The sequence below is a fragment of the Modestobacter sp. SYSU DS0511 genome, assembly GCF_054050755.1.
The window spans coordinates 66,023-90,870 of the sequence record NZ_JBJGZY010000017.1 but is presented as its reverse complement, the minus strand read 5'-3'; the positions used below and the strand labels follow the sequence as shown (position 1 = coordinate 90,870).

At 75.7% G+C, this 24,848-nt stretch carries 27 protein-coding genes and 2 tRNA genes; 18 read left to right on the top strand and 11 right to left on the bottom strand.

The genetic code is table 11. The annotated features are described in order from the left end of the window. Positions 1–154: 154 nt before the first annotated feature. The 6 genes from ACI783_RS10830 (at position 155) to ACI783_RS10805 (ending at position 4,322) form a co-directional block, all read left to right on the top strand. Positions 155–228, top strand: a tRNA-Met gene (locus ACI783_RS10830). A gap of 254 nt (positions 229–482) precedes the next feature. Beyond that, positions 483–559: transfer RNA gene (locus ACI783_RS10825), tRNA-Met, on the top strand. Positions 560–713: 154 nt separating this feature from the next. Continuing rightward, positions 714–1,805: a galactose-1-phosphate uridylyltransferase gene (gene galT / locus ACI783_RS10820; protein WP_457140447.1), complete on the top strand. Its 1,092-nt coding sequence runs from the start codon at positions 714–716 to the stop codon at positions 1,803–1,805. A gap of 77 nt (positions 1,806–1,882) precedes the next feature. Continuing rightward, positions 1,883–3,073, top strand: coding sequence for a galactokinase (galK, locus tag ACI783_RS10815; RefSeq protein WP_457140446.1), 1,191 nt, complete (start codon positions 1,883–1,885; stop codon positions 3,071–3,073). 49 nt (positions 3,074–3,122) lie between these two features. Beyond that, complete coding sequence (locus ACI783_RS10810) at positions 3,123–3,410, top strand: GNAT family N-acetyltransferase (protein WP_457083746.1); 288 nt, start codon at positions 3,123–3,125, stop codon at positions 3,408–3,410. Between the two features lie 42 nt (positions 3,411–3,452). Continuing rightward, complete coding sequence (locus ACI783_RS10805; protein ID WP_457140445.1) at positions 3,453–4,322, top strand: polysaccharide pyruvyl transferase family protein; 870 nt, start codon at positions 3,453–3,455, stop codon at positions 4,320–4,322. Here the strand turns inward: ACI783_RS10805 and ACI783_RS10800 are convergent. Then, the gene (locus tag ACI783_RS10800) at positions 4,300–5,184 is read right to left on the bottom strand and encodes a glycosyltransferase family 2 protein (RefSeq protein ID WP_457140444.1); all 885 of its coding nucleotides are present in this window, start codon (positions 5,182–5,184) and stop codon (positions 4,300–4,302) included. The genes ACI783_RS10805 and ACI783_RS10800 overlap by 23 nt on opposite strands. A gap of 89 nt (positions 5,185–5,273) precedes the next feature. After that, a complete protein-coding gene (locus ACI783_RS10795) occupies positions 5,274–5,543 on the bottom strand; it encodes a helix-turn-helix domain-containing protein (RefSeq protein WP_457140443.1) in 270 nt (89 codons plus the stop codon). Positions 5,544–5,589: 46 nt separating this feature from the next. On the opposite strand from ACI783_RS10795, the gene map reads away from it, so the two are divergent. After that, positions 5,590–6,360: a type I methionyl aminopeptidase gene (gene map, locus ACI783_RS10790; protein WP_457140442.1), complete on the top strand. Its 771-nt coding sequence runs from the start codon at positions 5,590–5,592 to the stop codon at positions 6,358–6,360. A 60-nt stretch (positions 6,361–6,420) separates the two neighbouring features. Here the strand turns inward: map and ACI783_RS10785 are convergent, their stop codons facing one another. Both ACI783_RS10785 and ACI783_RS10780 read right to left on the bottom strand, forming a co-directional pair. Then, positions 6,421–7,560, bottom strand: coding sequence for a cystathionine gamma-synthase (locus tag ACI783_RS10785; protein WP_457140441.1), 1,140 nt, complete (start codon positions 7,558–7,560; stop codon positions 6,421–6,423). After that, positions 7,557–8,954: a cystathionine beta-synthase gene (locus ACI783_RS10780; protein WP_457140440.1), complete on the bottom strand. Its 1,398-nt coding sequence runs from the start codon at positions 8,952–8,954 to the stop codon at positions 7,557–7,559. Before ACI783_RS10780 ends, ACI783_RS10785 begins: the two co-directional genes overlap by 4 nt. Before the next feature lie 255 nt (positions 8,955–9,209). On the opposite strand from ACI783_RS10780, the gene ACI783_RS10775 reads away from it, so the two are divergent. The 4 genes from ACI783_RS10775 (at position 9,210) to ACI783_RS10760 (ending at position 12,526) form a co-directional block, all read left to right on the top strand. After that, a complete protein-coding gene (locus ACI783_RS10775) occupies positions 9,210–10,124 on the top strand; it encodes a phosphatase PAP2 family protein (protein ID WP_457140439.1) in 915 nt (304 codons plus the stop codon). Beyond that, a complete protein-coding gene (locus ACI783_RS10770; protein ID WP_457140438.1) occupies positions 10,063–10,764 on the top strand; it encodes an ANTAR domain-containing protein in 702 nt (233 codons plus the stop codon). The genes ACI783_RS10775 and ACI783_RS10770 overlap by 62 nt, the downstream gene beginning before the upstream one ends. A gap of 67 nt (positions 10,765–10,831) precedes the next feature. After that, positions 10,832–12,235: an FGGY family carbohydrate kinase gene (locus ACI783_RS10765; protein WP_457140437.1), complete on the top strand. Its 1,404-nt coding sequence runs from the start codon at positions 10,832–10,834 to the stop codon at positions 12,233–12,235. Between the two features lie 102 nt (positions 12,236–12,337). Continuing rightward, the gene (locus ACI783_RS10760) at positions 12,338–12,526 is read left to right on the top strand and encodes a hypothetical protein (protein ID WP_457140436.1); all 189 of its coding nucleotides are present in this window, start codon (positions 12,338–12,340) and stop codon (positions 12,524–12,526) included. Positions 12,527–12,564: 38 nt separating this feature from the next. On the opposite strand, the gene hisN is transcribed toward ACI783_RS10760, so the two are convergent. Together hisN and ACI783_RS10750 are read right to left on the bottom strand one after the other, a co-directional pair. Continuing rightward, positions 12,565–13,362, bottom strand: coding sequence for a histidinol-phosphatase (gene hisN, locus ACI783_RS10755; RefSeq protein WP_457140435.1), 798 nt, complete (start codon positions 13,360–13,362; stop codon positions 12,565–12,567). A 118-nt stretch (positions 13,363–13,480) separates the two neighbouring features. Then, positions 13,481–13,666 carry a DUF2795 domain-containing protein gene (locus tag ACI783_RS10750; protein WP_457140434.1) on the bottom strand — a complete coding sequence of 62 codons (186 nt, stop codon included), beginning with the start codon at positions 13,664–13,666 and terminating at the stop codon, positions 13,481–13,483. A 75-nt stretch (positions 13,667–13,741) separates the two neighbouring features. On the opposite strand from ACI783_RS10750, the gene ACI783_RS10745 reads away from it, so the two are divergent. Then, complete coding sequence (locus ACI783_RS10745; protein ID WP_457140433.1) at positions 13,742–14,290, top strand: DUF2087 domain-containing protein; 549 nt, start codon at positions 13,742–13,744, stop codon at positions 14,288–14,290. 29 nt (positions 14,291–14,319) lie between these two features. Further along, entirely contained in the window at positions 14,320–15,051 is a 732-nt protein-coding gene (locus ACI783_RS10740) for a Type 1 glutamine amidotransferase-like domain-containing protein (protein WP_457140432.1), read from the top strand. A gap of 117 nt (positions 15,052–15,168) precedes the next feature. On the opposite strand, the gene rsgA is transcribed toward ACI783_RS10740, so the two are convergent. From rsgA to ACI783_RS10725, 3 genes are all read right to left on the bottom strand, one after another. After that, positions 15,169–16,176, bottom strand: coding sequence for a ribosome small subunit-dependent GTPase A (rsgA, locus tag ACI783_RS10735; protein WP_457140431.1), 1,008 nt, complete (start codon positions 16,174–16,176; stop codon positions 15,169–15,171). Further along, positions 16,173–17,453, bottom strand: a complete 1,281-nt coding sequence (gene aroA, locus ACI783_RS10730) for a 3-phosphoshikimate 1-carboxyvinyltransferase (RefSeq protein ID WP_457140430.1) — start codon at positions 17,451–17,453, stop codon at positions 16,173–16,175. The genes rsgA and aroA overlap by 4 nt, the downstream gene beginning before the upstream one ends. Before the next feature lie 76 nt (positions 17,454–17,529). After that, positions 17,530–18,990 (bottom strand): NAD-dependent succinate-semialdehyde dehydrogenase, encoded by a 1,461-nt coding sequence (locus ACI783_RS10725; RefSeq protein ID WP_457083710.1) that lies wholly within the window; start codon positions 18,988–18,990, stop codon positions 17,530–17,532. Between the two features lie 165 nt (positions 18,991–19,155). On the opposite strand from ACI783_RS10725, the gene ACI783_RS10720 reads away from it, so the two are divergent. Together ACI783_RS10720 and ACI783_RS10715 are read left to right on the top strand one after the other, a co-directional pair. Further along, positions 19,156–19,902: an SOS response-associated peptidase gene (locus tag ACI783_RS10720; RefSeq protein ID WP_457140429.1), complete on the top strand. Its 747-nt coding sequence runs from the start codon at positions 19,156–19,158 to the stop codon at positions 19,900–19,902. Positions 19,903–20,073: 171 nt separating this feature from the next. After that, positions 20,074–21,519: a fused MFS/spermidine synthase gene (locus ACI783_RS10715; protein WP_457140428.1), complete on the top strand. Its 1,446-nt coding sequence runs from the start codon at positions 20,074–20,076 to the stop codon at positions 21,517–21,519. Positions 21,520–21,528: 9 nt separating this feature from the next. On the opposite strand, the gene ybaK is transcribed toward ACI783_RS10715, so the two are convergent. Beyond that, on the bottom strand, positions 21,529–22,023 hold the full coding sequence (gene ybaK / locus ACI783_RS10710; protein WP_457140427.1) for a Cys-tRNA(Pro) deacylase: 495 nt from the start codon (positions 22,021–22,023) through the stop codon (positions 21,529–21,531). Positions 22,024–22,266: 243 nt separating this feature from the next. On the opposite strand from ybaK, the gene ACI783_RS10705 reads away from it, so the two are divergent. Both ACI783_RS10705 and rsrA read left to right on the top strand, forming a co-directional pair. Then, positions 22,267–22,980, top strand: coding sequence for a sigma-70 family RNA polymerase sigma factor (locus ACI783_RS10705; RefSeq protein ID WP_457140426.1), 714 nt, complete (start codon positions 22,267–22,269; stop codon positions 22,978–22,980). After that, on the top strand, positions 22,977–23,363 hold the full coding sequence (gene rsrA, locus ACI783_RS10700) for a mycothiol system anti-sigma-R factor (RefSeq protein ID WP_457140425.1): 387 nt from the start codon (positions 22,977–22,979) through the stop codon (positions 23,361–23,363). The genes ACI783_RS10705 and rsrA overlap by 4 nt, the downstream gene beginning before the upstream one ends. 76 nt (positions 23,364–23,439) lie before the next feature. On the opposite strand, the gene ACI783_RS10695 is transcribed toward rsrA, so the two are convergent. Beyond that, a complete protein-coding gene (locus ACI783_RS10695; protein ID WP_014742531.1) occupies positions 23,440–23,514 on the bottom strand; it encodes a 50S ribosomal protein bL37 in 75 nt (24 codons plus the stop codon). Positions 23,515–23,762: 248 nt separating this feature from the next. Between ACI783_RS10695 and ACI783_RS10690 the strand changes: the two genes are divergently transcribed. Next, positions 23,763–24,782, top strand: coding sequence for a biotin carboxylase N-terminal domain-containing protein (locus ACI783_RS10690; RefSeq protein ID WP_457140424.1), 1,020 nt, complete (start codon positions 23,763–23,765; stop codon positions 24,780–24,782). Positions 24,783–24,848 lie beyond the last annotated feature (66 nt).

Below are 24,848 nucleotides of genomic sequence, written 5' to 3'. Positions count from 1 at the left end.
CGGCGCGCGCGGGGCGCCCCCACCCCCCCCCCCCCCCCCCCCCGCCCCCCCCCCCCCCCCCCCCCCCCCCCCCCCCCCCCCCCCCCCCCCCCCCCCCCCCCCCCCCCCCCCCTCGGCACGGCCCGGTGGACCTGTTGTACTGTTGCCTCACCGACGCGGGGTGGAGCAGCTCGGTAGCTCGCTGGGCTCATAACCCAGAGGTCGCAGGTTCAAATCCTGCCCCCGCTACTCGTCCGGAGGGCCGGTCACCGTTCTGGTGGCCGGCCCTCCGTCATGTCCGGCCGTGGTGTTGTCCGGCTGAGGAGCAGTCCGGCCGTGGTCGTGCCCGGCGTTCGCTCCTGTCCGGCTCCGGTGCCGTCGGACCCGCGGCGCCAGCGCGGGGCCCCAGCCCGGGGCCCCAGCCCGGGCCGGGGGCCGTCTCCCCACCGCGAGCGACCCCGGTTCGCGTCGGATCGTGAGGTGGGGTAACCTGATCTCACCGACGCGGGGTGGAGCAGCTCGGTAGCTCGCTGGGCTCATAACCCAGAGGTCACAGGTTCAAATCCTGTCCCCGCTACCAACCCGGAGGCCCGGTCACCGTTCTGGTGACCGGGCCTTCGGTCTGTGTGGCGGCGCCGACCCGGTTCCCCGGGCTCCGGTGGCCGCCCGGGACGGAGAGGACGCAGTCGATGGGACCGGGGTCTGCAGAGGCACCGCAGGGCTGGGCCGGGCAGGTGACCGAGCGGACGCTCGCCGACGGCCGCCCGATCCTCTACTTCGACGACGAGCGCCGGGCCGGGCCCGTGCACGCAGCCGTCGACCAGCGGCCGCTCGACGGCACGCCGCGGGCCGGTGAGGTGCGCTACGACGTGCTCACCGGGGAGTGGGTGACCATCGCCGGGCACCGGATGAACCGGACGTTCCTTCCGGCGGCCGCGGACTGCCCGCTGGACCCCACCCGGGACTCGCACCACCCGAGCGAGGTCCCCGACAGCGAGTACGACGTGGTCGTCTTCGCCAACCAGTTCCCCAGTTTCGCCCCGATCGCCGTGGGCCCCGACGGGGAGACCCCGCCGTTCGGCCCGGCCGACGGTCCCGCGTACGGGCACTGCGACGTCGTCGTCTTCTCCAGCGACCACGAGGCCTCCGTCGTCGACCTCCCGGTGCACCGGATGCGCACCGTCGTGGAGGCCTGGGCGCACCGGACGGCGACCCACTCGGCCGATCCGCGGATCGCGCAGGTGTTCGTGTTCGAGAACCGCGGCCAGGAGATCGGCGTCACCCTGACCCACCCGCACGGGCAGATCTACGCCTACCCGTTCCTCCCGCCGCGCGCCGGTCAGCTGGTCGAGCAGGCGCGCCGGCACCGCGAGGCGACCGGCGGCAACCTGCTGGCCGACGTGCTGCACGCGGAGCAGGCCGCGGGCCGGCGGGTCGTGCTGGCCGGTGCACACTGGACCGCCTACGTGCCCCGGGCGGCCCGCTGGCCGGTCGAGGTGCACCTGGCACCGCACCGCGACGTCCCCGACCTCGCCGCGCTGGACGACGCGGAGAAGGCCGAGCTGGCCGTGGTCTACCAGGAGCTGCTGCGCCGGGTCGACCGGTTCCACCCCGGGGTCGACCGGGTGCCGTACATCGCCGGCTGGCACCAGGCCCCCACCGGGGAGGACCGCGAGCTGGGCCGCCTGCACCTGCAGCTGTTCTCGCTGCTGCGGGCGCCGGGGAAGCTCAAGTACCTGGCCGGCTCGGAGTCGGGCATGGGCGCCTGGATCAACGACACGACGCCGGAGCGCATCGCCGATCGGCTGCGGGAGGTGGCCTCGTGAGCGGACAGGGGCGTGAGCATCGCAGCGAGGAACGAGCGAGGAGCGGAGGGCCCCGCGGGAGCGAACGCGTCGACGTCGTGAGCGCAGGGGTCGACACCGGCGCGGAGGTCGGGGCGCAGGGGCTCGCCGAGCAGGCGGCGGCCGAGTTGCGTCGGGCCTTCGACGTCGAGCCGGACGGCATCTGGACCGCCCCCGGCCGGGTGAACCTCATCGGGGAGCACGTCGACTACAACGGCGGCCGCTGCCTGCCGATGGCGCTGACCCGGGTCACCGCCGCGGCCGTGCGCCGCCGGGACGACGACGTCGTCCGGCTGGCCAGCACCGACCCGGACGCGCCGACGTTCGAGGGCACCCTCGCCGGCCTGGGGCCCGGCCGGGTCGAGGGCTGGGCCGCGTACGCCGCGGGCACCCTGTGGGCGCTGCAGCAGGCCGGGATCGACGTCCCGGGCCTGGACCTGTCGGTCAGCAGCGACGTGCCGCTGGGCGCGGGCCTGTCCAGCTCCGCGTCGCTGGAGGCCGCGGTGGCGATCGCCGCGGCCGAGCTGGCCGGCCGGGCCGATTCTCCCGAGCTGCGCCACCTGCTCGTCCAGGCCGCCATCCGGGCCGAGAACGAGGTCGTCGGCGCCGGCACCGGGGGCATGGACCAGACCGTCGCCCTGCTGGCCGAGGAGGGCTCGGCCCTGCTCATCCACACCCGCGACTTCCGCATCGAGCCCGTGCAGCTGGGCCTCGCCGAGGCCGGGCTGGCGCTGCTGGTGATCGACACCCGGGTCAAGCACACCCTCGCCGACGGCCAGTACGCCCAGCGGCGCGCCGACTGCGACGAGGCGGCCCGGCAGCTCGGCCTGGAGTGGCTGTCCGACGCCACCGAGGCCGACGTCGACCGGCTCACCGACGCCCGGCTGCAGGCGCGCACCCGGCACGTCGTGGGGGAGAACCAGCGGGTCGACCGGGTGGTCGAGCTGGTCCGGGCCGGCCGGGTGGCCGAGATCGGCCCGCTGCTGGACGCCTCGCACGCCTCGCTGCGCGACGACTACGAGGTGTCCGCGGTGGAGCTCGACGTCGTCGTCGTGGCCGCCCGCGAGGCGGGTGCGCTGGGGGCGCGCATGGTCGGCGGCGGGTTCGGTGGCTCGGCGATCGCGCTGGTCCACCCCCGCGACGCGCAGGCGATCAGCGACGCCGTCGTCGCCGCCTGCCGCGGGCGGGGGCTCACCGAGCCCGGCACGCTCACCGTCACCTCCGGCCCCGCCGCGCGCCGGCTGGCCTGAACCTCCGGAGCCGGGGAACAGCACCCCGGCCCCGGGGGTTGGCCCGGGCATGGAGACGACCGTCACCGACGCCCCCGAGGACAGCCGCTACGAGATCCGCGACGGCGAGCGGCTGCTGGGCCAGGCCGCCTACCAGCGGCGCGGCAACCAGGTGGTGTTCACCCACACTGAGGTCGACACCGGCGAGGAGAACTCCGGACTGGGCAGCAAGCTGGTCCGGGCCGCGCTGGACGACGTCCGCAGCAAGGGGGGCACCGTCGTGCCGATGTGCTCCTTCGTGCGTGGCTGGATCGACCGGCACCCGGAGTACCAGGACCTGGTCGCTGCCGAGGGCTGACCGCCTGCAACCCCGCTGCGGCCGGCCTGAGAGGGTGGGCCCATGCGTGTCCTGGTCGCCGGGTGGTTCAGCTTCGACGAGGTCATCGCGACCGTCGGTGACGAGCTGGGGGCCGACGTCGTCACCGGCTGGCTCCGTGAGCTCGGGGTCGACCACGACGTCGCCTGGGCGCCCTACCTGCAGCGCGGCCCCGACTGGCGGGAGCTGGACCCCACCGACTACACGCACCTGGTCTTCGTCAGCGGGCCGGTGTCGGACACTCCGCTGCTGCGCGAGCTGACCAGCGCGTTCGCCGGCGCCCAGCGCTGGGCGGTGAACGTCTCGGTGGTCTCCGACGCCGGGCGCGCGCTGTTCGACCAGGTCTGGGAGCGGGACGCCCCCGGCATCGCCCGGCCCGACCTCGCGATCGGCACGACCACGCCCGACGTCCCGGTGATCGCCGTCGCCTTCGCCCCGCCGCAGGAGGAGTACGGCGACCGCAGCCGCGCCGGCGAGGTCCGGGCCGCGATCGAGGGCTGGCTCGGGGCCCGGGCGATCCCGTGGTTCGAGCTGACGATGGACCTGTTCGAGAAGCCGCACGAGCGCTTCCCGTCCCAGGTCGAGGCCCTGATCCGGCGGGCCGACGTGGTGCTCAGCATGCGGCTGCACGCCCTGGTGCTCGGGCTGGCGCACGGGAAGCCGGTCATCGCCTGCGACGCGATCGTCGGTGGCGCGAAGGTGAGCGCCCAGGCGGCGGCCTTGAGCTGGCCGGTGGTGCTGCGAGCGGGCGAGATCGACCCGGTGACGCTGGACGCCGCCCTCGAGCACGCCCTGTCGGGCACGCTGACCGAGGAGATCGCCGCCGCCCAGCGGCGCGGCGCCGAGGGCAACGCGGCCGCCCGCGACTGGTTCACCCGCCAGCTGCAGGGCTGAGCGGGCGCTGGGCCGCGGCGAACCGCCGCTCCAGCTCCGCGGGCACCGGACGGCGCTGCCGCAGGGCGGCGGGCAGTCGCCGCAGCACGCCGGCCAGCGCCGTGCGGGCGGCCGGCTCGTCCCGGCAGCGGCGGGCCAGCCGGGCGGTCGCGGCGAGCGCCACCGGCAGCGGTCGGCGCAGCCAGTCGACGAGCACGTCGTTGCGGGTCTGCAGGGCCCACCGCTGCGCCGAGGGCCGGTCCGGGCCGGCCGGGTCGTGCCAGGCGACGACGTCGTCGGCGTAGGCCAGCTGCCAGCCGGCGGCGGCCAGGTCGAGGGCGAGCAGGTGCTCCTCGCCGCCGAAGAACAGGAACGGGGAGAACCCCCCGACGGCGAGGTAGGCGTCCCGGCGGACGACGGCGGCGAACGCCGGGAAGCTGAGCACGTCCGGGCCCGGTGCACCGGGGGAGCGCCCCAGCACCGCCGCCCGGTGCTTGACCGACACCCGGTCGTCCGACCCGTCCCGGGCCATCCGCACCCGGCCGACCAGCACCGCGACCCGCGGATGGACGTCGAGCAGCTCGGCGGCCCGCTGCAGCGCCCCGGGCTCCCACCACGAGTCGTCGTCGGCGAACGCGACGTAGGGCGTGCTCGCCCGCCGGACCCCGTCGGTGCGGGCGACCGCGCCGGCGTTCTCCGGCAGCTCGACGACGTCGACCCGCGGGTGCGTCTTCCGGACGGCCGCCGCGGTGCCGTCGGACGACGCGTTGTCGACCACGACCACCGGATGGCTGCCGTCGTCCAGCCGGTCGAGTGACCGCAGCAGGGACTCGCGCCGGTCGCGGGTGGCGATGACGACGCTGACGGCTGGCTCGGGCTGCACCCGACGGTTGTACCCGCCCGGGCGGCAGTGCTCCTCAGACGGCCGGACCGAGCCGCGGAGTGGCCGGTGGGGGAGCAGCGCCCCGCGCGTCAGGCCGAGAGTGCGGTATCGGTGCCGGGCTCGCCCAGCTCGGCGACCAGCCGGTCGAGCGGGAGCCCGACCGCCGCGGCGAGCGCGGCGACGGTGAAGAACGCCGGCGTCGGCACCCGACCGGACTCGATCTTCCGCAGCGCCTCCAGGCTCACCCCGGAGGCAGCGGCGACCTCGGCGGGGGAGCGGTCGTCCCGGGCCTCGCGGAGCAGCGCCCCCAGCCGGCGGCCGCGCTCACGCTCTTCGAGGGTCAGCGGCGGTCGCACCATGGGCGTGATAGTAATACCGGGATATCAATACCGGGAGGGAATCCAGATGATCGAGCTGCGGACGCCAGGGGAGATCGACGCCATGCGCGCCGCGGGCGCGGTGGTCGCCGACATGCACGCGGCGGTGCAGGCGGCCGCAGCCCCGGGTGTCCGGCTGACCGAGCTGGACGCGATCGCCCGCGACGTCCTCGCCGACGCCGGGGCGTCGTCGCCGTTCCTGGGCTACGCCCCGCTGCCGTCCACCCCGCCGTTCCCCGGCGTGCTCTGCCTGTCGGTCAACGACGTGGCGCTGCACGGCATCCCGACCAGCCAGGAGCTGGCGGACGGCGACCTGCTCAGCGTGGACGCCGGCGCGACGCTGGACGGCTGGGTGGGCGACGCCGCACGGACCTACCCGATCGGCAGGCCGCGAGCCGAGGACCTCCAGCTCGTGGAGACCACCGAGGCGGCGCTGGCCGCGGGGATCGCCGCCGCGGTGGTCGGCAACCGGGTCGGCGACATCTCCGCTGCGATCGGGGCGGTCGGCCGGGCCGGTGGGTGTGGGATCAACACCGACCAGGGCGGGCACGGGGTCGGCCGGAGCATGCACGAGGCGCCGAGCGTGCCCAACGAGGGCCGGCCCGGCCGCGGGCTGCCGCTGCGCGCCGGGCTGGTGATCGCGATCGAGCCGTGGTTCCTGGCCGGCGGCAGCGACGACTACCGGGTCGACGCCGACGGCTGGACGCTGCGCAGCGCCGACGGCAGCCGCGCCGCGCACGTCGAGCACACCGTGGCGGTCACCGAGGACGGCCCGCGCATCCTCACCGCCCCGCGCTGAGGAAGGACCCCCCGCCCCCCACCGCTCGCGGGCTCGCGGCCGGCCCCTGCGAGGAGGCCGTCAGGACAGGGCCTGGTCGAGGTCGGCGATGAGGTCGTCGACGTCCTCGATGCCCACCGACAGCCGCACCAGGTCGGCCGGCACCTCCAGCGGGGAGCCGGCGGCGCTGGCGTGGGTCATCCGGTGCGGGTGCTCGATCAGCGACTCCACGCCGCCGAGGGACTCGGCGAGGGTGAACAGCTGCGCGCGCTCGCACACCCGCAGCGCCGCCTCCTCGCCGGCCTTCAGGCGGAACGAGATCATCCCGCCGAAGCCGGACATCTGCGACGCCGCGATCTCGTGGTTGCGGTGCTGCGGCAGCCCCGGGTAGAGCACGTCGCCGACGGACGGGTGCTCCAGCAGCCACTCGGCGATCCGGGCGGCGTTGGCGCTGTGCCGCTCCACCCGGACGCCGAGGGTCTTCAGGCTGCGCAGCACGAGCCACGAGTCGAAGGGGCCGGCGACGGCGCCCATCGCGTTCTGGTGGTAGGCCAGCCGCTCGCCGAGCTCCGCGTCGGACACGACCAGCGCCCCGCCGACGACGTCGGAGTGCCCGCCCAGGTACTTCGTCGTCGAGTGGACGACGACGTCGGCGCCGAGCGTCAGCGGCTGCTGCAGGTAGGGGCTGGCGAAGGTGTTGTCGACGACCAGCAGCGTTCCGGAGGCGTGCGCGATCTCGGCCAGCGCGGCGATGTCGGAGACGTTGAGCAGCGGGTTGCTCGGCGTCTCGCACCAGATCACCCGCGTCGTCTCCGGGGCCACGGCCTCCCGGACGGCGTCCAGGTCGTTGAGGTCGACCGGCTGGTGCGTGACCCCCCACGGCTCGAGCACCCGGGAGATCAGCCGGTACGTGCCGCCGTAGGCGTCCCCGCCCAGCACGATCGAGTCGCCCGGCCGGCACACGGTGCGCAGCAGCGTGTCCTCGGCGGCGAGCCCGGAGGCGAACGCCAGTCCGCGGGTGCCCTGCTCCAGGGAGGCCAGCGCCGTCTGCAGGGTGTCCCGGGTGGGGTTGGCGCTGCGGCTGTACTCGTAGCCGCCGCGCAGCCCGCCGACGCCGTCCTGCTTGTAGGTGGTCGTCAGGTGCAGCGGCGGGATGACCGCCCCGGTCGCCGGGTCCGGGTCCTGCCCGGCGTGGATCGCCCGCGTGTTGAAGCCGCTCATGCCCCGACCGTAGGCGTGATGCCGACCAGGTGGCCCAGCACGTCCTGCCGGGTGACGACGCCGGCGGGCTTGCCGTCGACGTGCACCAGCAGGGCGTCGGCCTCGCCCAGCGCGCTCACCGCAGCGGTCACCGGCTCGCCGGAGCCGATGATCGGCAGCGGCGCGGACATGTGCCGCTCGACGGGGTCGGCCAGCGTCGCGCGCCCGGCGAACAGCGCGTCCAGCAGGGCCTTCTCCGCGACCGAGCCGACCACCTCGCCGGCGGTCACCGGCGGCTCGGCCCGCACCACGGGCAGCTGGCTGACGCCGTACTCGCGCAGGATGTCGATGGCGTCGCGGACGGTCTCGTTCGGGTGGGTGTGCACCAGGTCGGGGGTGTCCGCCCCGGCCTTCGCGGTCAGCAGCTCGCCCACGGTCTCGCCGCCGCCGGCGTCCAGGAAGCCGTAGTCGGCCATCCACTCGTCGTTGAAGATCTTGTTCAGGTAGCCACGGCCGCCGTCGGGCAGCAGCACCACCAGGACGTCGTCCTTCGTCAGCCGCTCGGCCACCCGCAGCGCGGCCACCACCGCCATCCCGCAGGAACCGCCCACGAGCAGGCCCTCCTCGCGGGCCAGCCGCCGGGTCATCGCGAAGGAGTCGCCGTCGGAGACCGCGACGATCTCGTCGGCGATCGACTTGTCGTAGGCCTCGGGCCAGAAGTCCTCGCCGACGCCCTCGACCAGGTACGGCCGGCCGGTGCCGCCGGAGTAGACCGAGCCCTCGGGGTCGGCGCCGATCACCTGCACCCGGCCGCCGCTGGCCTCCTTGAGGTAGCGGCCGACGCCCGAGATGGTGCCGCCGGTGCCCGCGCCGGTGACGAAGTGGGTGATCCGCCCGTCGGTCTGCGCCCAGATCTCCGGCCCCGTGGTCTCGTAGTGCGACCGCGGGTTGTTCGGGTTGGCGTACTGGTCGGCCTTCCAGCCACCGGGGGTCTCACGGGCCAGCCGGTCGGAGACCGAGTAGTAGGAGCGCGGGTCGGCCGGGTCGACCGCGGTCGGGCAGACGTGCACCTCGGCGCCGTAGGCCTTGAGCACGTTGATCTTCTCCTGGCCCACCTTGTCCGGGCAGACGAAGACGCACTTGTAGCCGCGCGTCTGGGCGACGATGGCCAGCCCGATGCCGGTGTTGCCGCTGGTCGGCTCGATGATGGTGCCGCCGGGCTGCAGCGCCCCGGATGCCTCGGCGGCCTCCACCATGCGCAGCGCGATCCGGTCCTTCACCGAACCACCGGGGTTGAGGTACTCGACCTTGGCCAGCACCAGCGGGGCGTCGGGCCCCAGGTGCTCGGTCACCTTGTTCAGCCGGACCAGCGGGGTGTCGCCGATCAGCTCGACGACGGACTCGGCGTACTGCACGGGATCTCCTGCGGCGCTCGGGCCGGTGGCGGATCGCGCCTCCGGCGGTCTCCCCATCCCACCACTCCGTGCGCGTGCGGGCGCGCCCGGTACGAGGCCCGCCGGGGCGTGCGCCCTCGGGCACCGGCGTCGCCCGCTCCCCGCGCGCGGGGCCGGTGCTCCACCCATGCTGAGGTGGTGCTGCTGGCCTGGGACAGTGCGCTCCGGATCCCCAGGCCCCGCGCTCGGCCCCTGCTCGCCGGGGGGCTCACAGCGGTGCTGCTGGCGCTGCTGGCCGGGGTGCTGACCGGCAGCCGGGTGGTCGAGCTGGACGAGGCGGTCTACCGCTGGGCACCGGGTCAGCGCTGGCCGGCCCTCGGCCCGCTCGCCGACTGGTGGGTGCTGCTGGGCCAGCGGGCGGTCTGCCTGGCCCTGGTCGTCCCGTGGCTGGGGCTGCGGGCCTGGCGGGCCCGGAACGCCGGTCCGCTCGTCGTCCTGGCTGTGGCGACCCTGCTCACCAACGTCGGTGTCGGTGCCATGAAGTACCTCGTCGGTCGCCTGGGGCCCCTGCAACTGGGCGAGGCCGCCGGCGACGTGGGCGCTGGCCACGCCTTCGCGCTGGGTGGCTCGATCTTCCCCTCGGGGCACGCCGCCAACGCAGTCGTGACCGCGGGTGTCCTGGTGATGACGGCCCGCGGGCACCGTCGGCTCGGCGCCGTCCTGGCCGGGGTGCTCGCGGCCGGCGTCGGGCTCACCACGATCCACCTGGGCACCCACTGGGCCTCGGACGTCCTCGCCGGCTGGTGCGCCGGAGGGCTGGTGCTCCTCGCCGTGGCACCCGCGGTCCGGGTGGTCGCGGAGCTGACCGGACGCCTGACCGGACGCCTGACCGGACGGCTGACCGGACGGCTGACCGGACGGCACGGCCCCGGACGGCACGGTCCCGGCCGGCCGCTCACGGCGGCCACGGGCCCGACGCGGCCCACCCGCCCTCGGGCCGGGGCGGCGTCCCGCTCCCGCGCGGTGTCGGCGCACGCGCAGGGGGGCTATACCCTCGCGGGGCCGAGTCCGCCACTCGGCAGCGACCGTCGAACCGGCGGCGGCCGTCGACGGAAGGGGCCCACCCACCATGAGCGAGCTGTCGTGGGACCTGCACCAGGCCCTGGCCGGGATCGAGCTCGCCGGCCGTGAGCTCTCCGACGTCCTCGACGAGGTGGTGCACGTTGCCCGCCGGGCCATACCCGGCGCCGAGGCGACCTCCATCACGCTGATCCGGGGAGAGCGCGCCTTCACCGCGGCGTTCGACGGTCAGCTCGCGATGGACGCCGACGAGTCGCAGTACCAGCGCGGCCACGGCCCCTGCCTGGACGCCGGCCTGGCCGGTGAGGTGTTCGTGGTCGAGGACATGCGGGCCGAGGAGCGCTGGCCGGGCTACGCGGCGCGCGCCGCGGAGTTCGGGGTGCGCAGCTCGTTGTCGGTGCCGCTGCCGTACCAGGGCGCCACGATCGGGGCCCTCAACAACTACGCCACCCGGACCGGGGCGTTCGCCGAGACCGACGTCGCGCTGGGTGAGGAGGTCGCGGCCTTCGTCGCGATCGCGGTCGGCAACGCGGAGGCGACCAGCCGGGCGCTGGAGGAGTCGGCGAACATGCGGCGGGCGATGCTCTCCCGCGCGGTGATCGAGCAGGCCAAGGGCATCCTGATGGAGCGACACAAGATCACCGCGGAGCAGGCGTTCACCCTGCTCACCCACGCCTCCCAGCGGCGCAACGTCAAGCTGCGGGTCGTCGCCGACGAGCTGGTGGCCACCGGCGAGCTCACCGCCCGCTGACGCCCCGCCCCCGCTGACGCCCCGCCCCGGCTGGCGCGGCCCGCGCCGGGGCGGTCAGGATGCGGCGGTGAGCAGTGACCCGGTCGTCGTCGGCGCCGACCTGGGCACCAGCGGGCTGAAGCTCGCCGCCCTCGACCCGGTGGGCGCGGTCGTCGCCGAGAGCGAGGTCGGCTACGCCGTGGACCGGCCGCAGCCGGCCTGGGCGCAGACCGACGTCGCCGTGTGGCGCCGGGCACTGGACGACGCACTCACCGCGCTCGCCCGTCGGCTGGCGGGCCGCCCGGTGATCGCCCTGGGGTTCGCCGGCCAGATGCACGGCGCGGTGCTGGTCGACGGCGCCGGCCGGCCGCTGGCACCGGCCCTGCTCTGGCCCGACCAGCGCGCCACGGCGGAGCTGACCCGCTGGCGAGGGCTCCCCGACGGCGACCGGGCGGCCCTGGCCAACCCGCTCGTGCCGGGGATGACGGGGCCGCTGCTGGCCTGGCTGGCCGCGGCCCGACCCGAGCTGCTGGACCGCGCCGCGGCCGCCCTGCTGCCCAAGGACGCGCTGCGGGCCGCGCTGCTGCCCGGCACCGACCCCGCGATCACCGACCGGACCGACGCCTCGGCCACCCTGCTGTGGGACGTCCCGGGGGAGCGCTGGTCGACGGCGGCGGTGGCGGCCGCCGGCCTGCCGGCACGGGTGCTGCCCGCCGTCCGTCCCGGCGCCGAGGTGCTCGGGACGGCGGTCCTGCCGGTCGGTGAGGTGCCGGTCGTCGTCGGCGGTGCCGACACCCCGCTGGCGCTGCTGGCGGCGGGCGGCGACGGCGGCGTCCAGGTGAACCTCGGATCCGGGGCGCAGGTGCTGCGTCCGGGCGTGCGGCCGCGGCCGGTGGCCGACCCGGTCGTGCACTGCTTCGCCGACGCCGACGAGGGCTGGTACGCGATGGCCGCGCTGCAGAACGCCGGCACGGCCTGGTCGTGGGTGCGGGAGGTGCTCGGCCTGGACTGGCCGGCGTTGCTGGGCAGCCTGGGCACCGCGGCGCCGGGGGCCGGTGGCGTCGTGTTCACCCCGTTCCTCACCGGCGAGCGGGGTGGGGTGGCCGGCCCGGCTGCGCGGGGCGGCTGGACCGGGCTGTCGGCCGACACCACCCGGGCCGACCTGGCGCGCGCCGCCCTGGAGGGGGTGTCGTTCGCCGTCGGTGCCGCCCTCGACCTGCTCGGGGCCCCGCCGGACGACGTCGCCCCGGTGGTGCTCACCGGGGGTGGTGCACGGGACGCCGGGCTGCAGCAGCTGCTCGCCGACGTGCTGGCCCGGCCGGTGCAGCACGTGCAGGTGCGCAGCGCCTCGGCCGCCGGTGCCGCGGTGCTCGCCGGCCGCGGGGTCGGGCTGGAGCTCACCCCGCAGCGGGTGCGCGGGCCGGTGGTGGAGCCGCGGACCGCGCCGCAGCTGCGGGCCGCGCGGGAACGGTGGACCGCCGCGGTCGGCTGACCCCGGCCGCGCAGGAGTGGAACCGGCTGGTCCGGGGCACCGTTGGCCCGGAGTGAGGAGCCGGCGCCCCGGCTCCCCGTCGACGAGAGGGGGCGACGCGCCATGGCGTCGATCATGAACAAGCTCGTGCAGTTCGCGAACAGCCCGAAGGGCAAGCAGGTCATCCGCCAGGCGACGGACAAGGCCCAGCACCTGGCGAGCGACCCGAAGAACCGGGCCCGCATCGAGGACGTGCGGCGCCGGATCCAGGGCGGTCGCGACGGCTCCGGGGGCACCGGGCCGGCGCACTGACCGGCGCACTGACCAGCGCCCCGGGGCGGCGCTCGCCCCTAGCGTCGGGCGAGCGCCGTCAGCACGTCGGCGTGCAGCACGCCGTTGCTGGCCACCGCGCTGCCGCCCGCCGGACCCGCGGCGCCGTCGAGGTCGCTGAAGCTGCCGCCGGCCTCCCGCACGATCACGTCCAGCGCGGCGAGGTCCCACAGCGAGACCTCGGGCTCGCAGGCCACGTCGACGGCCCCCTCCGCGACCATCATGTAGCTCCAGAAGTCCCCGTAGGCGCGGGTGCGCCACACCGAGCGGGTCAGGTCCAGGAAGGGGTCGAGGCGGCCCTGTTCCTCCCAGCCGGAGAGGCTGGAGTAGGAGAGGCTCGCGTCGGCCAGGCTGGCCACCTGCGAGACGGTGCAGCGGGTCGCGTTCTCCAGCCGGCGACCGGTCCAGGCGCCGACCCCCGCGGCCGCCCACCAGCGCCGGTTGAGCGCCGGTGCCGACACCAGCCCGACGACCGGCACGTCACCCTCGAGCAGCGCGATGAGCGTCGCCCACACCGGCACGCCCCGGACGAAGTTCTTGGTGCCGTCGATGGGGTCGATCACCCAGCGCCGGTCACCCCGGCCGGTGCTGCCGAACTCCTCGCCGAGCACCGCGTCGCGGGTCCGGGCCCGGGACAGGGTGGCCCGCAACTGCTCCTCGACCGCCCGGTCCGCGTCGGTGACCGGGGTCAGGTCGGGCTTGGTCTCGACGTGGAGGTCCTGCGCCCGGAACCGGTCGAGGCTGATCGCGTCGGCCTGGTCGGCGAGCACGTGCGCCAGGCGCATGTCCTCGGTGAAGCCGCGCATCCCGGGTGTCATGACAGCCGAACCTACTGGTCCCGGCCGCGAGCAGCCGGGACCAGTGCCGATCGGCCACGGCTCCCTTGCCGGGTCCCGCCGCGAGCTCGCGAGTGGCGGGGGGCAAGGGGCTCCTCCATCAGTTGTTGAAGACCGCCTTCTCCACGGCCGCCGGGGTGTCGTACTCGCCGTCGCCGATGTTCCTCAGCGCCTCGAGCACCTCACCGTCGCCGCCGTGGGACTCCGCGTGCTTGACCACGTCCTCCTTCTTCGCCGGGTACTCGATGCCGCCGAGGGCCTTCTGGATGTCGATCGGGCTCACCATGGTCGGTCGGCTACCCCGCGACCGGTGCGTCGATGCCTGCGGCCGCCCGCGACGTCGCCCGGTTACGGTCGGGGGATGGAGGCGCGGACGATCGTCGGGCTGCTGGCCGACCCGGTCCGGCTCAAGGTGGTGGCCGCGCTGGCGCTGGGCGCCGGCACGATCGAGCAGGTGGCCGAGGCCGCGGGCCTCTCCCTGCAGGAGGTGGCGCTGGCTGCCCGCCGGCTGGCCCGCGGCGGCCTGGTCGGCCGCGACGGCCACCGGTTGACGCTGCACCAGGACCGCTTCGGCAGCGCGGCGCGGGCGGCCGCCGAGCGCGAGCCGGCCCCGGAGCCGCTGTCGGCCGACCCCGCCGAGGACGCGGTGCTGCGGGCGTTCGTGCGCGACGGCCGGCTGGTCGCCGTCCCCGCGCAGCAGGGCAAGCGGCGGGTGGTGCTGGCCCACCTGGTGCACGTCTTCGAGGCCGGGGTGCGGTACCCGGAGCGCGAGGTGAACGCCCTCCTGGCAGCCTGGCACCCCGACGTGGCCGCCCTCCGCCGGTACCTGGTCGACGAGGGGCTGCTGTCGCGGGACGCCTCCGGGGTCTACTGGCGCAGCGGTGGTTATGTGCACGGCGTCGACGACTGAACCGGCGCCGACGGACCGAGGGGAGCAGCGTGCAACGGCAGGTCTTCGCCTTCTCCGGGGTGCTCGCGCCCCGGCCGGGTGAGCGCGGCAACCAGCCGCTCATCGAGCACGTGCTCCGGTTGGGACGGGGCCGGCGGACCGCCGAGGGGCCGGTGCGGATCTGCTACGTGCCGACGGCGATCGGCGACGACCCGACGGCGGTCTCGGTGTACGACCGGGTCTTCGGCACCCGGGGCGACGTCACCCTCAGCACGCTGCGGCTGTTCCCCCAGCCGAGCGTGCCGGACGTGCGCCAGCACCTGCTCACCCAGGACGTCGTGCTGGTCGAGGGCGGCAGCCTGGTGAACCTGCTGGCCGTCTGGCGCGCGCACGGCCTGCCCGCGGCGCTGCGGGAGTGCTGGGAGGCCGGGGTCGTGCTGGCGGGCACCGGGGCCGGCAGCCAGTGCTGGCACGTCGGTGGCCCCACCGACGGGTTCGGTGACCGGCTGGCCCCGCTGACCGACGGGCTGGGTCTGCTGCCGTTCAGCAACAACGTGCACAACGACGACGGCGAGCACCCGCGCCGGGACGCCTACCGCCGGCTGGTGGCCGCGGGCGAGCTGCCCGGCGGGTACGCGACCGAGGACGGCGTCGGCCTGCACTACATCGGCGCCGCTCTCGCCGAGGCGGTCACCGTGCGCCCGGGGGCGCAGGCCTGGCACGTGCGGCCCGACGGCGCCGGCGGCTGGGCCGAGCGCGCCCTCCCGACCCGGCTGATCTGAGAAGGTCGAAGGACACCGTCCGCCTCATCCCTCGCACGCTCGGGACGAGCCTCTGGACGGGGCCCCCGCCCCACCGCTCGCGAGCTCGCGGCGGGACCCTGCGAGGAGGCCGTTCCCTCACGTCACCTGGCCGACGGCGGTGATCAGCCGACGGAAGCTGCCCAGCCGCTCGCCGCGGGCGGACGGGCCGTCGGCGGCCCAGGCGTCCAGGGCGCACTCCGGGTCCTCGGCGGTGTGCCCGCAGCCCGGCGGGCAGTCGACGGCGGCCTCGGCGAGGTCGTCGAAGGCGGCGAGCACGTCCTGCGCGGTGACGTGCGCCAGCCCGAGCGAGCGGATGCCCGGGGTGTCGATCACGGTGCCTCCGCCGGGGAGGTCCAGCAGCACCGCCGAGGACGACGTGTGCCGGCCCTTGCCGATCTTGCTGACGTCGCCGGTGGCCCGGAAGGCGTCCGGGACCAGCCGGTTGACCAGGGTCGACTTGCCGACCCCGGACTGGCCGACCAGCACGCTCATCCGCCCGGTCAGCCGCTGCAGCAGCTCGTCCAGCGACGCCTCCCGCGACATGGGCACCGCCTCGACCTCCAGACCGGCGTACCGGTCCAGCAGCGGCTGCGGGCTGGCCAGGTCGGTCTTGGTGAGGCACAGCAGCGGCGCCAGGCCCCCGGCGTAGGCGGCCACCAGGCAGCGGTCCAGGAAGCCCAGCGCCGGGTCGGGGTCGGTCACCGAGGTGACGACCACCAGCAGCTCGGCGTTGGCCACCACGATCCGCTCGGTGGGGTCGGTGTCGTCGGCGGTGCGGCGGAGCACGGTCGCCCGGTCCTCGATCACCACGATCCGGGCCAGCGTGTCCGGCCGGCCGGAGGTGTCGCCGACGATCCGCACCCGGTCGCCGACCACCACACCGTGCTTCCCCAGCTCCCGGGCCCGCATGGCGGTCACCTCGACCGGAGCGCCGTCCGGGTCCTCGACCCGCACCTGCATCCGGCCGCGGTCGACGGCGACCACCATCCCCGGGACGGCGTCCTCGTGCGCCGGCCGGGTGCGGGTGCGCGGGCGGGAGCCGTGCCGGGTCGGCCGGACGCGGACGTCGTCCTCGTCGGACCGCTTGTCCATCCGGCGGCTCAACGGCCCACCTCCGCCGGCCGGTCCGCCAGCGCGGCCCACCGGTGCAGGAAGTCCGGCAGGGTCTTGCTCACCGCGCCGGGGTCGGTGACCCGGACGCCGTCGACGGCGAGCCCGAGCACGGCAGCGGCGTGCACCATGCGGTGGTCGGCGTAGGAGTCCAGCTGTGCGCCCCGGCCCGGGCCGGGGGTGATCACCAGGCCGTCGGGCAGCTGCTCCACCCGGGCGCCGACCGCGGTCAGCACCTCGTCGAGCGCCTGGAGCCGGTCGGTCTCGTGCCCTCGCAGGTGGGCGATGCCGGTCAGCCGGGACGGGCCGTCGGCCAACGCGCACAGCGCCGCCAGCACCGGGGTCAGCTCGCCGACGGCACCCAGGTCGGCCTCCAGCGGCGCGATCCGGGCGCTCCCGGTGACCTGCAGCCCGGCGGGGGTGCGCGCGACCTCGGCGCCCATCGCGGTGAGCAGCCGGTCCAGCTGCGCGCCGGGCTGGGTGGTGTCGGCCGGCCAGTCGCGCACGGTGACCCGCCCGCCGGTGACCAGCGCGGCCGCGAGGAAGGGCGCGGCGTTGGACAGGTCGGGTTCGACCACCCGGTCCAGGGCGGCGATCGGGCCGGGGGAGACCCGCCAGCCGCCGTCGGTCGGGACGACGTCGACGCCGTGCTCGGCCAGCGTGCGCACGGTCATCTCCACGTGCGGCATCGAGGGCAGCGACCCGGCGACGGCCAGGTCGACTCCCCGGTCGTACCGGGCGGCGGCCAGCAGCAGCCCGGAGACCACCTGGCTGGACTCGCTGGCGTCGACGGTCACCGCGCCGCCGCGGACCGCGCCGGTGCCGTGCACGGTGAACGGGGCCCGGCCCCGGCCGCCGTCGTCGATCCGCACGCCCAGGTCGCGCAGCCCGGCGATCAGCCCGGCGTTGGGGCGTTCCCGCAGCCGCGGGTCGCCGTCCAGCCGCACCGGGCCGGTGGCCAGCGCGGCGACCGGGGGGAGGAAGCGCAGCACGGTGCCCGCCAGGCCGGCGTCGACGTCGGCGGGGCCGCGCAGCTCGCCGGGGGTGACCAGCCAGTCGTCCCCGTCCTCGGCGACGCCCACGCCCAGCGCGCGCAGCCCGGCGGCCATCAGGTCGGTGTCCCGGGCGCGCAGCGGTCGCACCAGCCGGCTGGGCCCGTCGGCCAGCGCGGCCAGCACCAGCGCGCGGGCGGTGAGCGACTTCGACCCGGGCAGCGTGACCACCGCGTCGACGGGGGCGGTGCGGTGCGGCGTCGTCCAGACCTCTGCCATGCCGGTCATCCTGCCCTGTCACGGCAGCGGGGGTCCGGGGTGACGGCGCCTGCGGCCACCACCCCGGACCACCAGGTCAGCCGGCCTCGGCCTCGACCGACTCCGGCTTCGGCGTGCCGACGGTGCGCACCAACCGCTGGTTGGCGAACTCGAACATGCCGAGCTCGGAGAGCTCCCGGCCGTAGCCGGAGCGCTTCACCCCGCCGAAGGGCAGCTCCGGGGAGGTGCCGGACGGCGAGTTGATCCAGACCATCCCCGACTCCACCCGGTCGGCCACGGCGCGGGCCCGCTCGACGTCGGCGGAGAAGACCGAGGCGCTCAGCCCGAACTCGGTGTCGTTGGCCAGCCGGACCGCCTCGTCCTCGCTGGACACCCGGTACACCACCGCCGCGGGGCCGAACAGCTCCTCGTGGTAGGCCCGCATCTCCGGGGTGACGTCGGCCAGCAGGGTCGCGTTGACGAACGCGCCCTCCCGCTCCGGCCGGCCGCCGCCGACCAGCACCGTGGCGCCCTTGTCGATGGCGTCCTGCACCTGGGCGGTGTAGTCCTGCGCGGCCCGCTCGGAGGACAGCGGGCCCAGCGTGGTCGCCGGGTCCGCCGGGTCGCCGGGCTGCAGCCCGCGGAAGGCCTCGGTCAGGCCCGCGACGAACTCGTCGTACACGTCGTCCATCACGATGAACCGCTTGGCGGCGATGCACGCCTGCCCGGTGTTCAGCGTGCGGGAGATCGTGGCCGCCTGGACCGTCTTCGACACGTCAGGGGCGTCGAGCACGATGAACGGGTCGCTGCCGCCGAGCTCGAGCACCGACTTCTTGAGGTGCTTGCCGGCCAGCGACGCGACGCTGCTGCCGGCGCGGGCGCTGCCGGTCAGCGTCACGCCCTGCACGTGCGGGTGGGCGATCACCTTCTCCACGTCGGAGATCCGCAGGAACAGGTTGGTGTAGACGCCCTCCGGGACGCCGGCGTCGCGGAACAGCTGCTCCAGCGCCAGGGCGGTCTGCGGGTTGTTCTCCGCGTGCTTGAGCAGCACCACGTTGCCCAGCACGAGGTTGGGGGCCACCACCCGGGCCACCTGGTAGAGCGGGAAGTTCCACGGCTCGATGGCCAGCAGGACGCCGACCGGCTCGTTGACGACGAGGGCCTCGCCCTCCATGACGTCGATCCGCTTCGGCTCGAGGAAGCCCGGGCCCTTCTGGGCGTACCAGTCGAAGATCATCGAGACGAGCATCGCCTCGCCGGTCGCCTCCTGGATGCGCTTGCCCATCTCCTTGGTGATGAGCGCGCCGAGGTCGTCGCGCCGCTCGCGCATCAGCTCGCCGATGCGGCCGACGATCGCGGCGCGCTCGGCGACCGGGCGGCGCCGCCACTCGCCGAAGGCGGCGTGCGCCCGCTCGACGACGCCGTCGACCTCGGCGGTGTCCAGGAAGGGGAACTCCTGCTCGGTGCGCCCGGTGGCCGGGTCGATCGTCGCGTACGGGCGGTCGCCGGAGTCGCTGGCGGTCTTGGGGTGCTCGGTGGGCGGAGCCTGGGTCGTCACGTCGTCGTGCCTCCATCGCGCTGGGTCGGCTCTGTGCCTCCCCGTCCTACCTCCGCCGGGCCCCGCCCGCACGGGTGGGGGCGCTGGACGGAAGACCCACCTCGACGCCAGCACCTACGCTCGCTGGTGGCCGCCGGTGCCGTCGGCGCGCGGGGAGGAGCCGTCATGTGTGGTCGCTACGCCGCCAGCCGCCGTCCCGAGGACCTGGTGGTCGAGTTCGAGGCGGTCGTCGCCGAGGGGCAGCCCGCCCTGCCGGCTGACCACAACGTCGCGCCGACCAAGGACGTGTACGTCGTCCGGCACAAGAAGGAGCGGGACGCCGAGGGCGCGCTGACCGGCGGCGGGCACCGGGAACTGCGGGTCGTGCGCTGGGGGCTGGTGCCCTCCTGGGCCAAGGACGCCGCGATCGGCAACCGGATGCTCAACGCGCGGGTGGAGTCGCTGGCCGAGAAGCCGGCGTTCCGCACCGCCGCGGCGAGCCGCCGCTGCCTGGTGCCCGCCGACGGCTGGTACGAGTGGGCACCGCACACCGACCGCCCGGGCAAGCAGCCGTACTACGTCACCCCCGAGGACGGTTCGGGCCTGGCGTTCGCCGGCCTGTGGGAGGTCTGGGGGCGCGGGGACGACCGGCTCTACACCTGCACGGTCGTGACGGCGCCGGCGGTCGGGGCGCTGGCCGAGGTGCACCCGCGGATGCCGCTGGTGCTGCCCCGCGAGCGGTGGGCCCAGTGGCTGGACCCGGCGGTGCAGGACGTGGCCGAGGTGGCTGCCCCGACCCCGCCGGAGGTCGTCGAGCGGCTGGAGATCCGCCCCGTGGGCCCGGCCGTGGGCAACGTGGGCAACAACGGCCCGCAGCTGACCGCCCGGGTCGAGTCGGTCAGCGAGCCGGCCGACCAGCCGGCCCTCTTCTGATCGACCGTCCCCCTGATCGACCGTCCCCCTGATCGACGCAGCCGAGGAGACCAGCTGAGCGCCGACCCGTCCGCCCCGCCCGCCCCGCCCGCCCCCGACCGGGCCCCGGAGTCCTCCCGGGCGCTGCCTGGGTGGGTCGCTGCCGGGGTCACGTTCCTCTCCTCCGGCGCGGTGCTCGTGCTCGAGGTCGTCGGGCTGCGGCTGATCGCGCCCTACGTCGGCATCACGCTGCAGACCAGCACCGCGGTGATCGGCTTCGCCCTGGCCGCGATCGCCGTGGGCGCGTGGGCCGGCGGCGCCGCCGCGGACCGGACGGATCCGCGCCGGCTGATCGCCCCGCTGATGGTGGCCGGTGGGGGGCTGATCGTGGCGGTGCTGCCGCTGGTCCGCTTCGCCGGTGAGCTGCTCACCGGGGCGGCGGCGGGCAACGTGCTCCTGCTGGCCGCGGTCGCCGTCGTGGTGCCGGCGGCGCTGCTGTCCGCCGTCCCGCCGATGGTCGTGGCGCTGCAGCTGGGCAGCCTCGCGCAGACCGGCTCGGTGGTCGGGCAGCTGTCCGGCATCGGCACGCTCGGCGGCATCGTGGCCACCTTCGCCACCGGCTTCGTGCTGGTCGCCGTGCTGCCCAGCAGCGTCATCCTGGTCGGCACCGGCCTGGTCGTGGTGGTCGCCGGGCTGGTCCTGGCCGTGCTGCTGCGCCGCAGCGGGCCGGCCGGCTCCGGGCGGCTGCCGGTGGGGCTGCTCGTGCTGGCCCTGGCGGCGCCCCTGCTCGCCGCGGTCGCGCCCACCCCGTGCGAGCGGGAGACCGCCTACCACTGCGCGCGGGTCACCACCGACCCGGAGCGGCCCACCGGGCGGGTGCTGCAGCTGGACACGCTGCGGCACTCCTACGTCGACCTCGCCGACCCCACGTACCTGGAGTTCGAGTACGTGCAGGCGATCGCCTCGGTCGCCGACGCGATGGCGCCGGCGGGGGAGCCGCTGTCGGCGCTGCACGTCGGGGGTGGGGGGCTGACGCTGCCCCGCTACCTCGCCGAGGTCCGGCCGGGCACGGTCGGCCGGGTGCTGGAGGTCGACCCCGGCGTGGTCGCCATCGACGAGGAGGAGCTCGGCCTGGAGCGGTCCGCGGAGCTGCAGGTGCGGGTCGGGGACGGTCGCGTCGGCCTGGAGGAGGAGCCGGCCGGGCAGCGGGACTTCGTCGTGGGCGATGCCTTCGGGGGGCTGTCGGTGCCCTGGCAGCTGACCACCGCCGAGGCGCTCCGGCTGGTCGACGACGCCCTGGCCGAGGACGGCGTCTACGCGGTCAACCTGATCGACCACCCGCCGCTGGGCTTCGTCCGCGCGGAACTGGCCACCCTTCGGGAGGTCTTCGACCACGTCGCGCTGCTCGCCCGGGCCCCGGTGCTCGCCGGCGAGGACGGCGGGAACGTCGTCGCGGTCGCCTCGCAGCAGCCGCTGCCGGTCGACGGGATCGCCGCCGCCCTCGACGACCGGCAGCTGGCCTGGCAGGTCGCGACGGGGGAGGAGCTGGACCGGTTCGTCGGCGACGCCGGCGTGCTCACCGACGACTTCGCGCCGGTCGACCAGCTGCTCACGCCCTACCCGACCACCGCCCGCTGACCCGGTCCGTCACGAGCGCGCGATCGGCGCCGTCCGGGCGCGGGTGAGGCGCACCAGGTCGGCCGGCGCCAGCTCCACCTGCAGACCCCGGCGGCCGGCGCTCACCAGGACGGTGGCGAGGCCCAGCGCCGAGGCGTCGACCACGGTCGGCAGTGCCTTGCGCTGGCCCAGCGGGCTGATGCCCCCGCGCACGTAGCCGGTGGCGCGCTCGGCGTCGGCCGGGTCGGCCATCGCGGCCTTCCGGCCACCCGCGGCCGCCGCCAGCGCCTTGAGGTCCAGCTGCCCGCTCACCGGGACGACGGCGACGGTGAGCGCGCCGTCCACGCGGGTGACCAGGGTCTTGAACACGCGGGCCGGGTCGGCGCCGAGCGCGGCCACCGCCACCTCGCCGTAGCCGTGCCGCCCCGTCTCCGCGAGCGCCGCGCCGTCGGCCGGGTCGTACTCGTGCAGGGAGTGGGCCACCTTCGCCCGTTCCAGGGCCCGCACCGCCGGGGTCGCCGCCACGGCGGGGGAGCCTAGAGCGTGGTGGCCGGCGGCACGACCGGGTTCGGCGGTGACCCGGGTCGCGGGAATCCCTCCCGGGGGTGCTCGGTTGGACCGACCGTGAGCAGCACAGCCCCGGGCGCGGCGGCGCGGACCGCGCGCAGCGCCGCCCCGTCCCGTCGTCCCCCCGGCCGTCCCGACCGGTCCCGGCTAGGATCGTCCGACGTGGTGCCCCGTTCCCGGGCGCCGCAGAGAGGACGGTCGGTGCCCGAGGAGCCCACGATCGAGAACCCCGTCGTCGAGGCGGACGCGGCTGCAGCGCAGCCGGAGCAGCGCGAGGAGACGCCGGAGGCCCGCGCCGACGGCAGTCGGAGCGAGCTCGCGGAGTCGCGGGCGGAGCGTGACGCCCGGTTCGAGCGCGACGCCCTGCCCTACCTCGACCAGCTGTACCCGGCGGCCCTGCGGATGACCCGCAACCCGGCCGACGCCGAGGACCTGGTCCAGGAGACGTTCGTCAAGGCCTACTCCGCGTTCCACCAGTTCGCCGAGGGTACGAACCTCAAGGCCTGGCTGTACCGGATCCTGACCAACACCTACATCAACAGCTACCGCAAGAAGCAGCGGCAGCCGCAGCAGTACCCCACCGACCAGGTGCAGGACTGGCAGCTGTACGCCGCGGAGGAGCACACCTCCAGCGGGCTGCGCTCGGCGGAGATCGAGGCGCTGGACCACCTGCCCGACTCCGACATCAAGGACGCCCTCCAGCAGCTGCCGGAGGACTTCCGGCTGGCGGTGTACCTCGCCGACGTCGAGGGCTTCGCCTACAAGGAGATCGCCGAGATCATGGGCACGCCCATCGGCACGGTGATGTCCCGCCTGCACCGCGGTCGTCGCGGTCTGCAGAAGCTGCTGGCCGACTACGCCCGGGAGCGCGGGTTCGTCCGCGCGGGGGCTGCGGAGGAGGCGACCCGGTCATGAGCACCGACGCTCACGACGGAACGCACCGGATCCGGGGAGAGCACGGAGCGCACGACGACGTCGAGATCATCTCGTGCGACGACGTCCTCTCGCACGTGTTCGAGTTCCTCGACCACGAGACCGACGACGCCCGGCGGTCGGTGATCGCCGAGCACCTCGAGGACTGCTCGCCCTGCCTGCGGCAGTTCGGCATCGAGCAGGAGTTCAAGGCCCTGGTGCGCCGCCGCTGCGGCGGGGACGCGCCGCCGCCCGGCCTCCGGGACCGGATCAAGGTGCAGCTGACCACCGTCTCCTTCGAGGAGGACGGCAGGCAGGTCCGCATCGAGCGGTCCAGCGTGGAGACCTACACCGAGCAGCTCCCGGGGGAGCGCCCCTCCGCCTGACGGCTGCGGCGGACGAAGGACCCCCCTGCCCCCGTCGCTCGCGACGGGACTCTGCAGGGGGGCCGACGGCTCCGCCTTACGCGTTGGGGCGCTTGCCGTGGTTGGCGCCGCTCTTCTTGCGGGCGCGCCGCTTGCGTCCACGCTTGGACATCGCTGCCTCCTCACTCGGGTGGGGTTGCCGCCGGTGGTGCACCGGCGGGTGATCGCCGGCCGGGGCAGCGTGCGGGGAGCACCCGGACCGGCCAAGCTGACCGGACGAGGATCTCACGCGCCGGGCCGCGGCCGTGCGGTGGTGCAGGGCCGGCGGGGAACCTGTCAGGCTCAGGGGCGAGTGGTGGCGACGACGCCGGCCGCAGGCCGGGGACGGGGGACGGGGTGGCCCTGACGGCGGTGGAGAGCGTGCTCGTCGCTGGCCGCGGACCGGCGGCGTGCGCGGTGATCGCCGCCTGCGCGCGGCTGGGGGTCAAGGCCGTCGCGGTGTGCTCCGAGGCCGAGCAGGACGCCCGGCACGTCCGGATGGCCGACGAGTCGGTGCTGCTGGGCCCCGCACCCGCGGCCGAGTCCTACCTCGACGTGCGCCGCATCGTCGAGGCCGCCCGCCGGACCCGGGTGCGTGCGGTGCTGCCGGTCCCGCCCGCGCTGGCCGGCAACGCCCGGCTCGCCGCAGCGGTGGCCGAGGCCGGGCTCACCTGGATCGGCCCGCACGCCGAGGTGCTCGAGCGGCTGGGCGGCGACGGGGTCGAGCCGGCCAGTGAACGCGGCTTCCTCGCCTGGGTCACCGAGGACGCGCTGCACCACGTCACCCCGGTGGTGCGCGACCGGGCCGGGGGCACCCCGCGGGTGAGCTGGACCCCCGCAGAGGGCGTGGGGCCTCTCCCGGCCGCTGCCCGCCGCCTGCCCGAGCTGGGCTGGCGTGGACTGGTGACGGTGGGCATCGACCCCGACGGCGAGCTGGCCGAGGTCGCCGCCGGGTTCTCACTCGACATGACCGTGCTCGAGCGGTCGCACGGCGTGGACGCCGTCGAGCTCTCGCTGCGCAGCGCCGTCGGCGACGCCCCCGACGACGGCGGTGTCGCCCCCGTCCGCCCGGCCGTCGCCGTCCAGCTGCGCGCCACCCTCCCGCCCGGGGTGGCCGGCCGGGTGACCGGGCGCCTGCCGGACCTGCCGCCGGGCGGTGTCCAGGGCGCCGACCGTGAGTTGGTCGCCGTCCGCGGCTACGACCCCGGGGACCGTCTGGACGGCTGGTACGACGCGCTGCTCGCGACGGTCAGCGCGGGGGCGCCGGACCTCGCGGCCGCGGCGCGCGCGGCCACCGACGTGCTCACCGGGCTGCCCGACACCGGGGTGCCGCACGACGGTGCCGCGGTCTGCCAGGTGCTGCACCGGATCGCCGCTCCGCTGGTGGCCGACCGCAGCTGAGCACCGGGTCGTGCTTTCATGGTCGTCCCCGTCGGGCGGCGGGGACGTCGACACGAGGAGGCGCGC

Excerpts from the sequence above, each read along its gene's own strand:
- ACI783_RS10810 (WP_457083746.1), top strand. The coding sequence starts at position 3,123 with ATGGAGACGACCGTCACCGACGCCCCCGAGGACAGCCGCTACGAGATC.
- ACI783_RS10805 (WP_457140445.1), top strand. The coding sequence starts at position 3,453 with ATGCGTGTCCTGGTCGCCGGGTGGTTCAGCTTCGACGAGGTCATCGCG.
- ACI783_RS10795 (WP_457140443.1), bottom strand. The coding sequence starts at position 5,543 with ATGGTGCGACCGCCGCTGACCCTCGAAGAGCGTGAGCGCGGCCGCCGG.
- map (WP_457140442.1), top strand. The coding sequence starts at position 5,590 with ATGATCGAGCTGCGGACGCCAGGGGAGATCGACGCCATGCGCGCCGCG.
- ACI783_RS10785 (WP_457140441.1), bottom strand. The coding sequence starts at position 7,560 with ATGAGCGGCTTCAACACGCGGGCGATCCACGCCGGGCAGGACCCGGAC.
- ACI783_RS10770 (WP_457140438.1), top strand. The coding sequence starts at position 10,063 with ATGAGCGAGCTGTCGTGGGACCTGCACCAGGCCCTGGCCGGGATCGAG.
- ACI783_RS10760 (WP_457140436.1), top strand. The coding sequence starts at position 12,338 with ATGGCGTCGATCATGAACAAGCTCGTGCAGTTCGCGAACAGCCCGAAG.
- hisN (WP_457140435.1), bottom strand. The coding sequence starts at position 13,362 with ATGACACCCGGGATGCGCGGCTTCACCGAGGACATGCGCCTGGCGCAC.
- ACI783_RS10750 (WP_457140434.1), bottom strand. The coding sequence starts at position 13,666 with ATGGTGAGCCCGATCGACATCCAGAAGGCCCTCGGCGGCATCGAGTAC.
- ACI783_RS10745 (WP_457140433.1), top strand. The coding sequence starts at position 13,742 with ATGGAGGCGCGGACGATCGTCGGGCTGCTGGCCGACCCGGTCCGGCTC.
- aroA (WP_457140430.1), bottom strand. The coding sequence starts at position 17,453 with ATGGCAGAGGTCTGGACGACGCCGCACCGCACCGCCCCCGTCGACGCG.
- ACI783_RS10720 (WP_457140429.1), top strand. The coding sequence starts at position 19,156 with ATGTGTGGTCGCTACGCCGCCAGCCGCCGTCCCGAGGACCTGGTGGTC.
- rsrA (WP_457140425.1), top strand. The coding sequence starts at position 22,977 with ATGAGCACCGACGCTCACGACGGAACGCACCGGATCCGGGGAGAGCAC.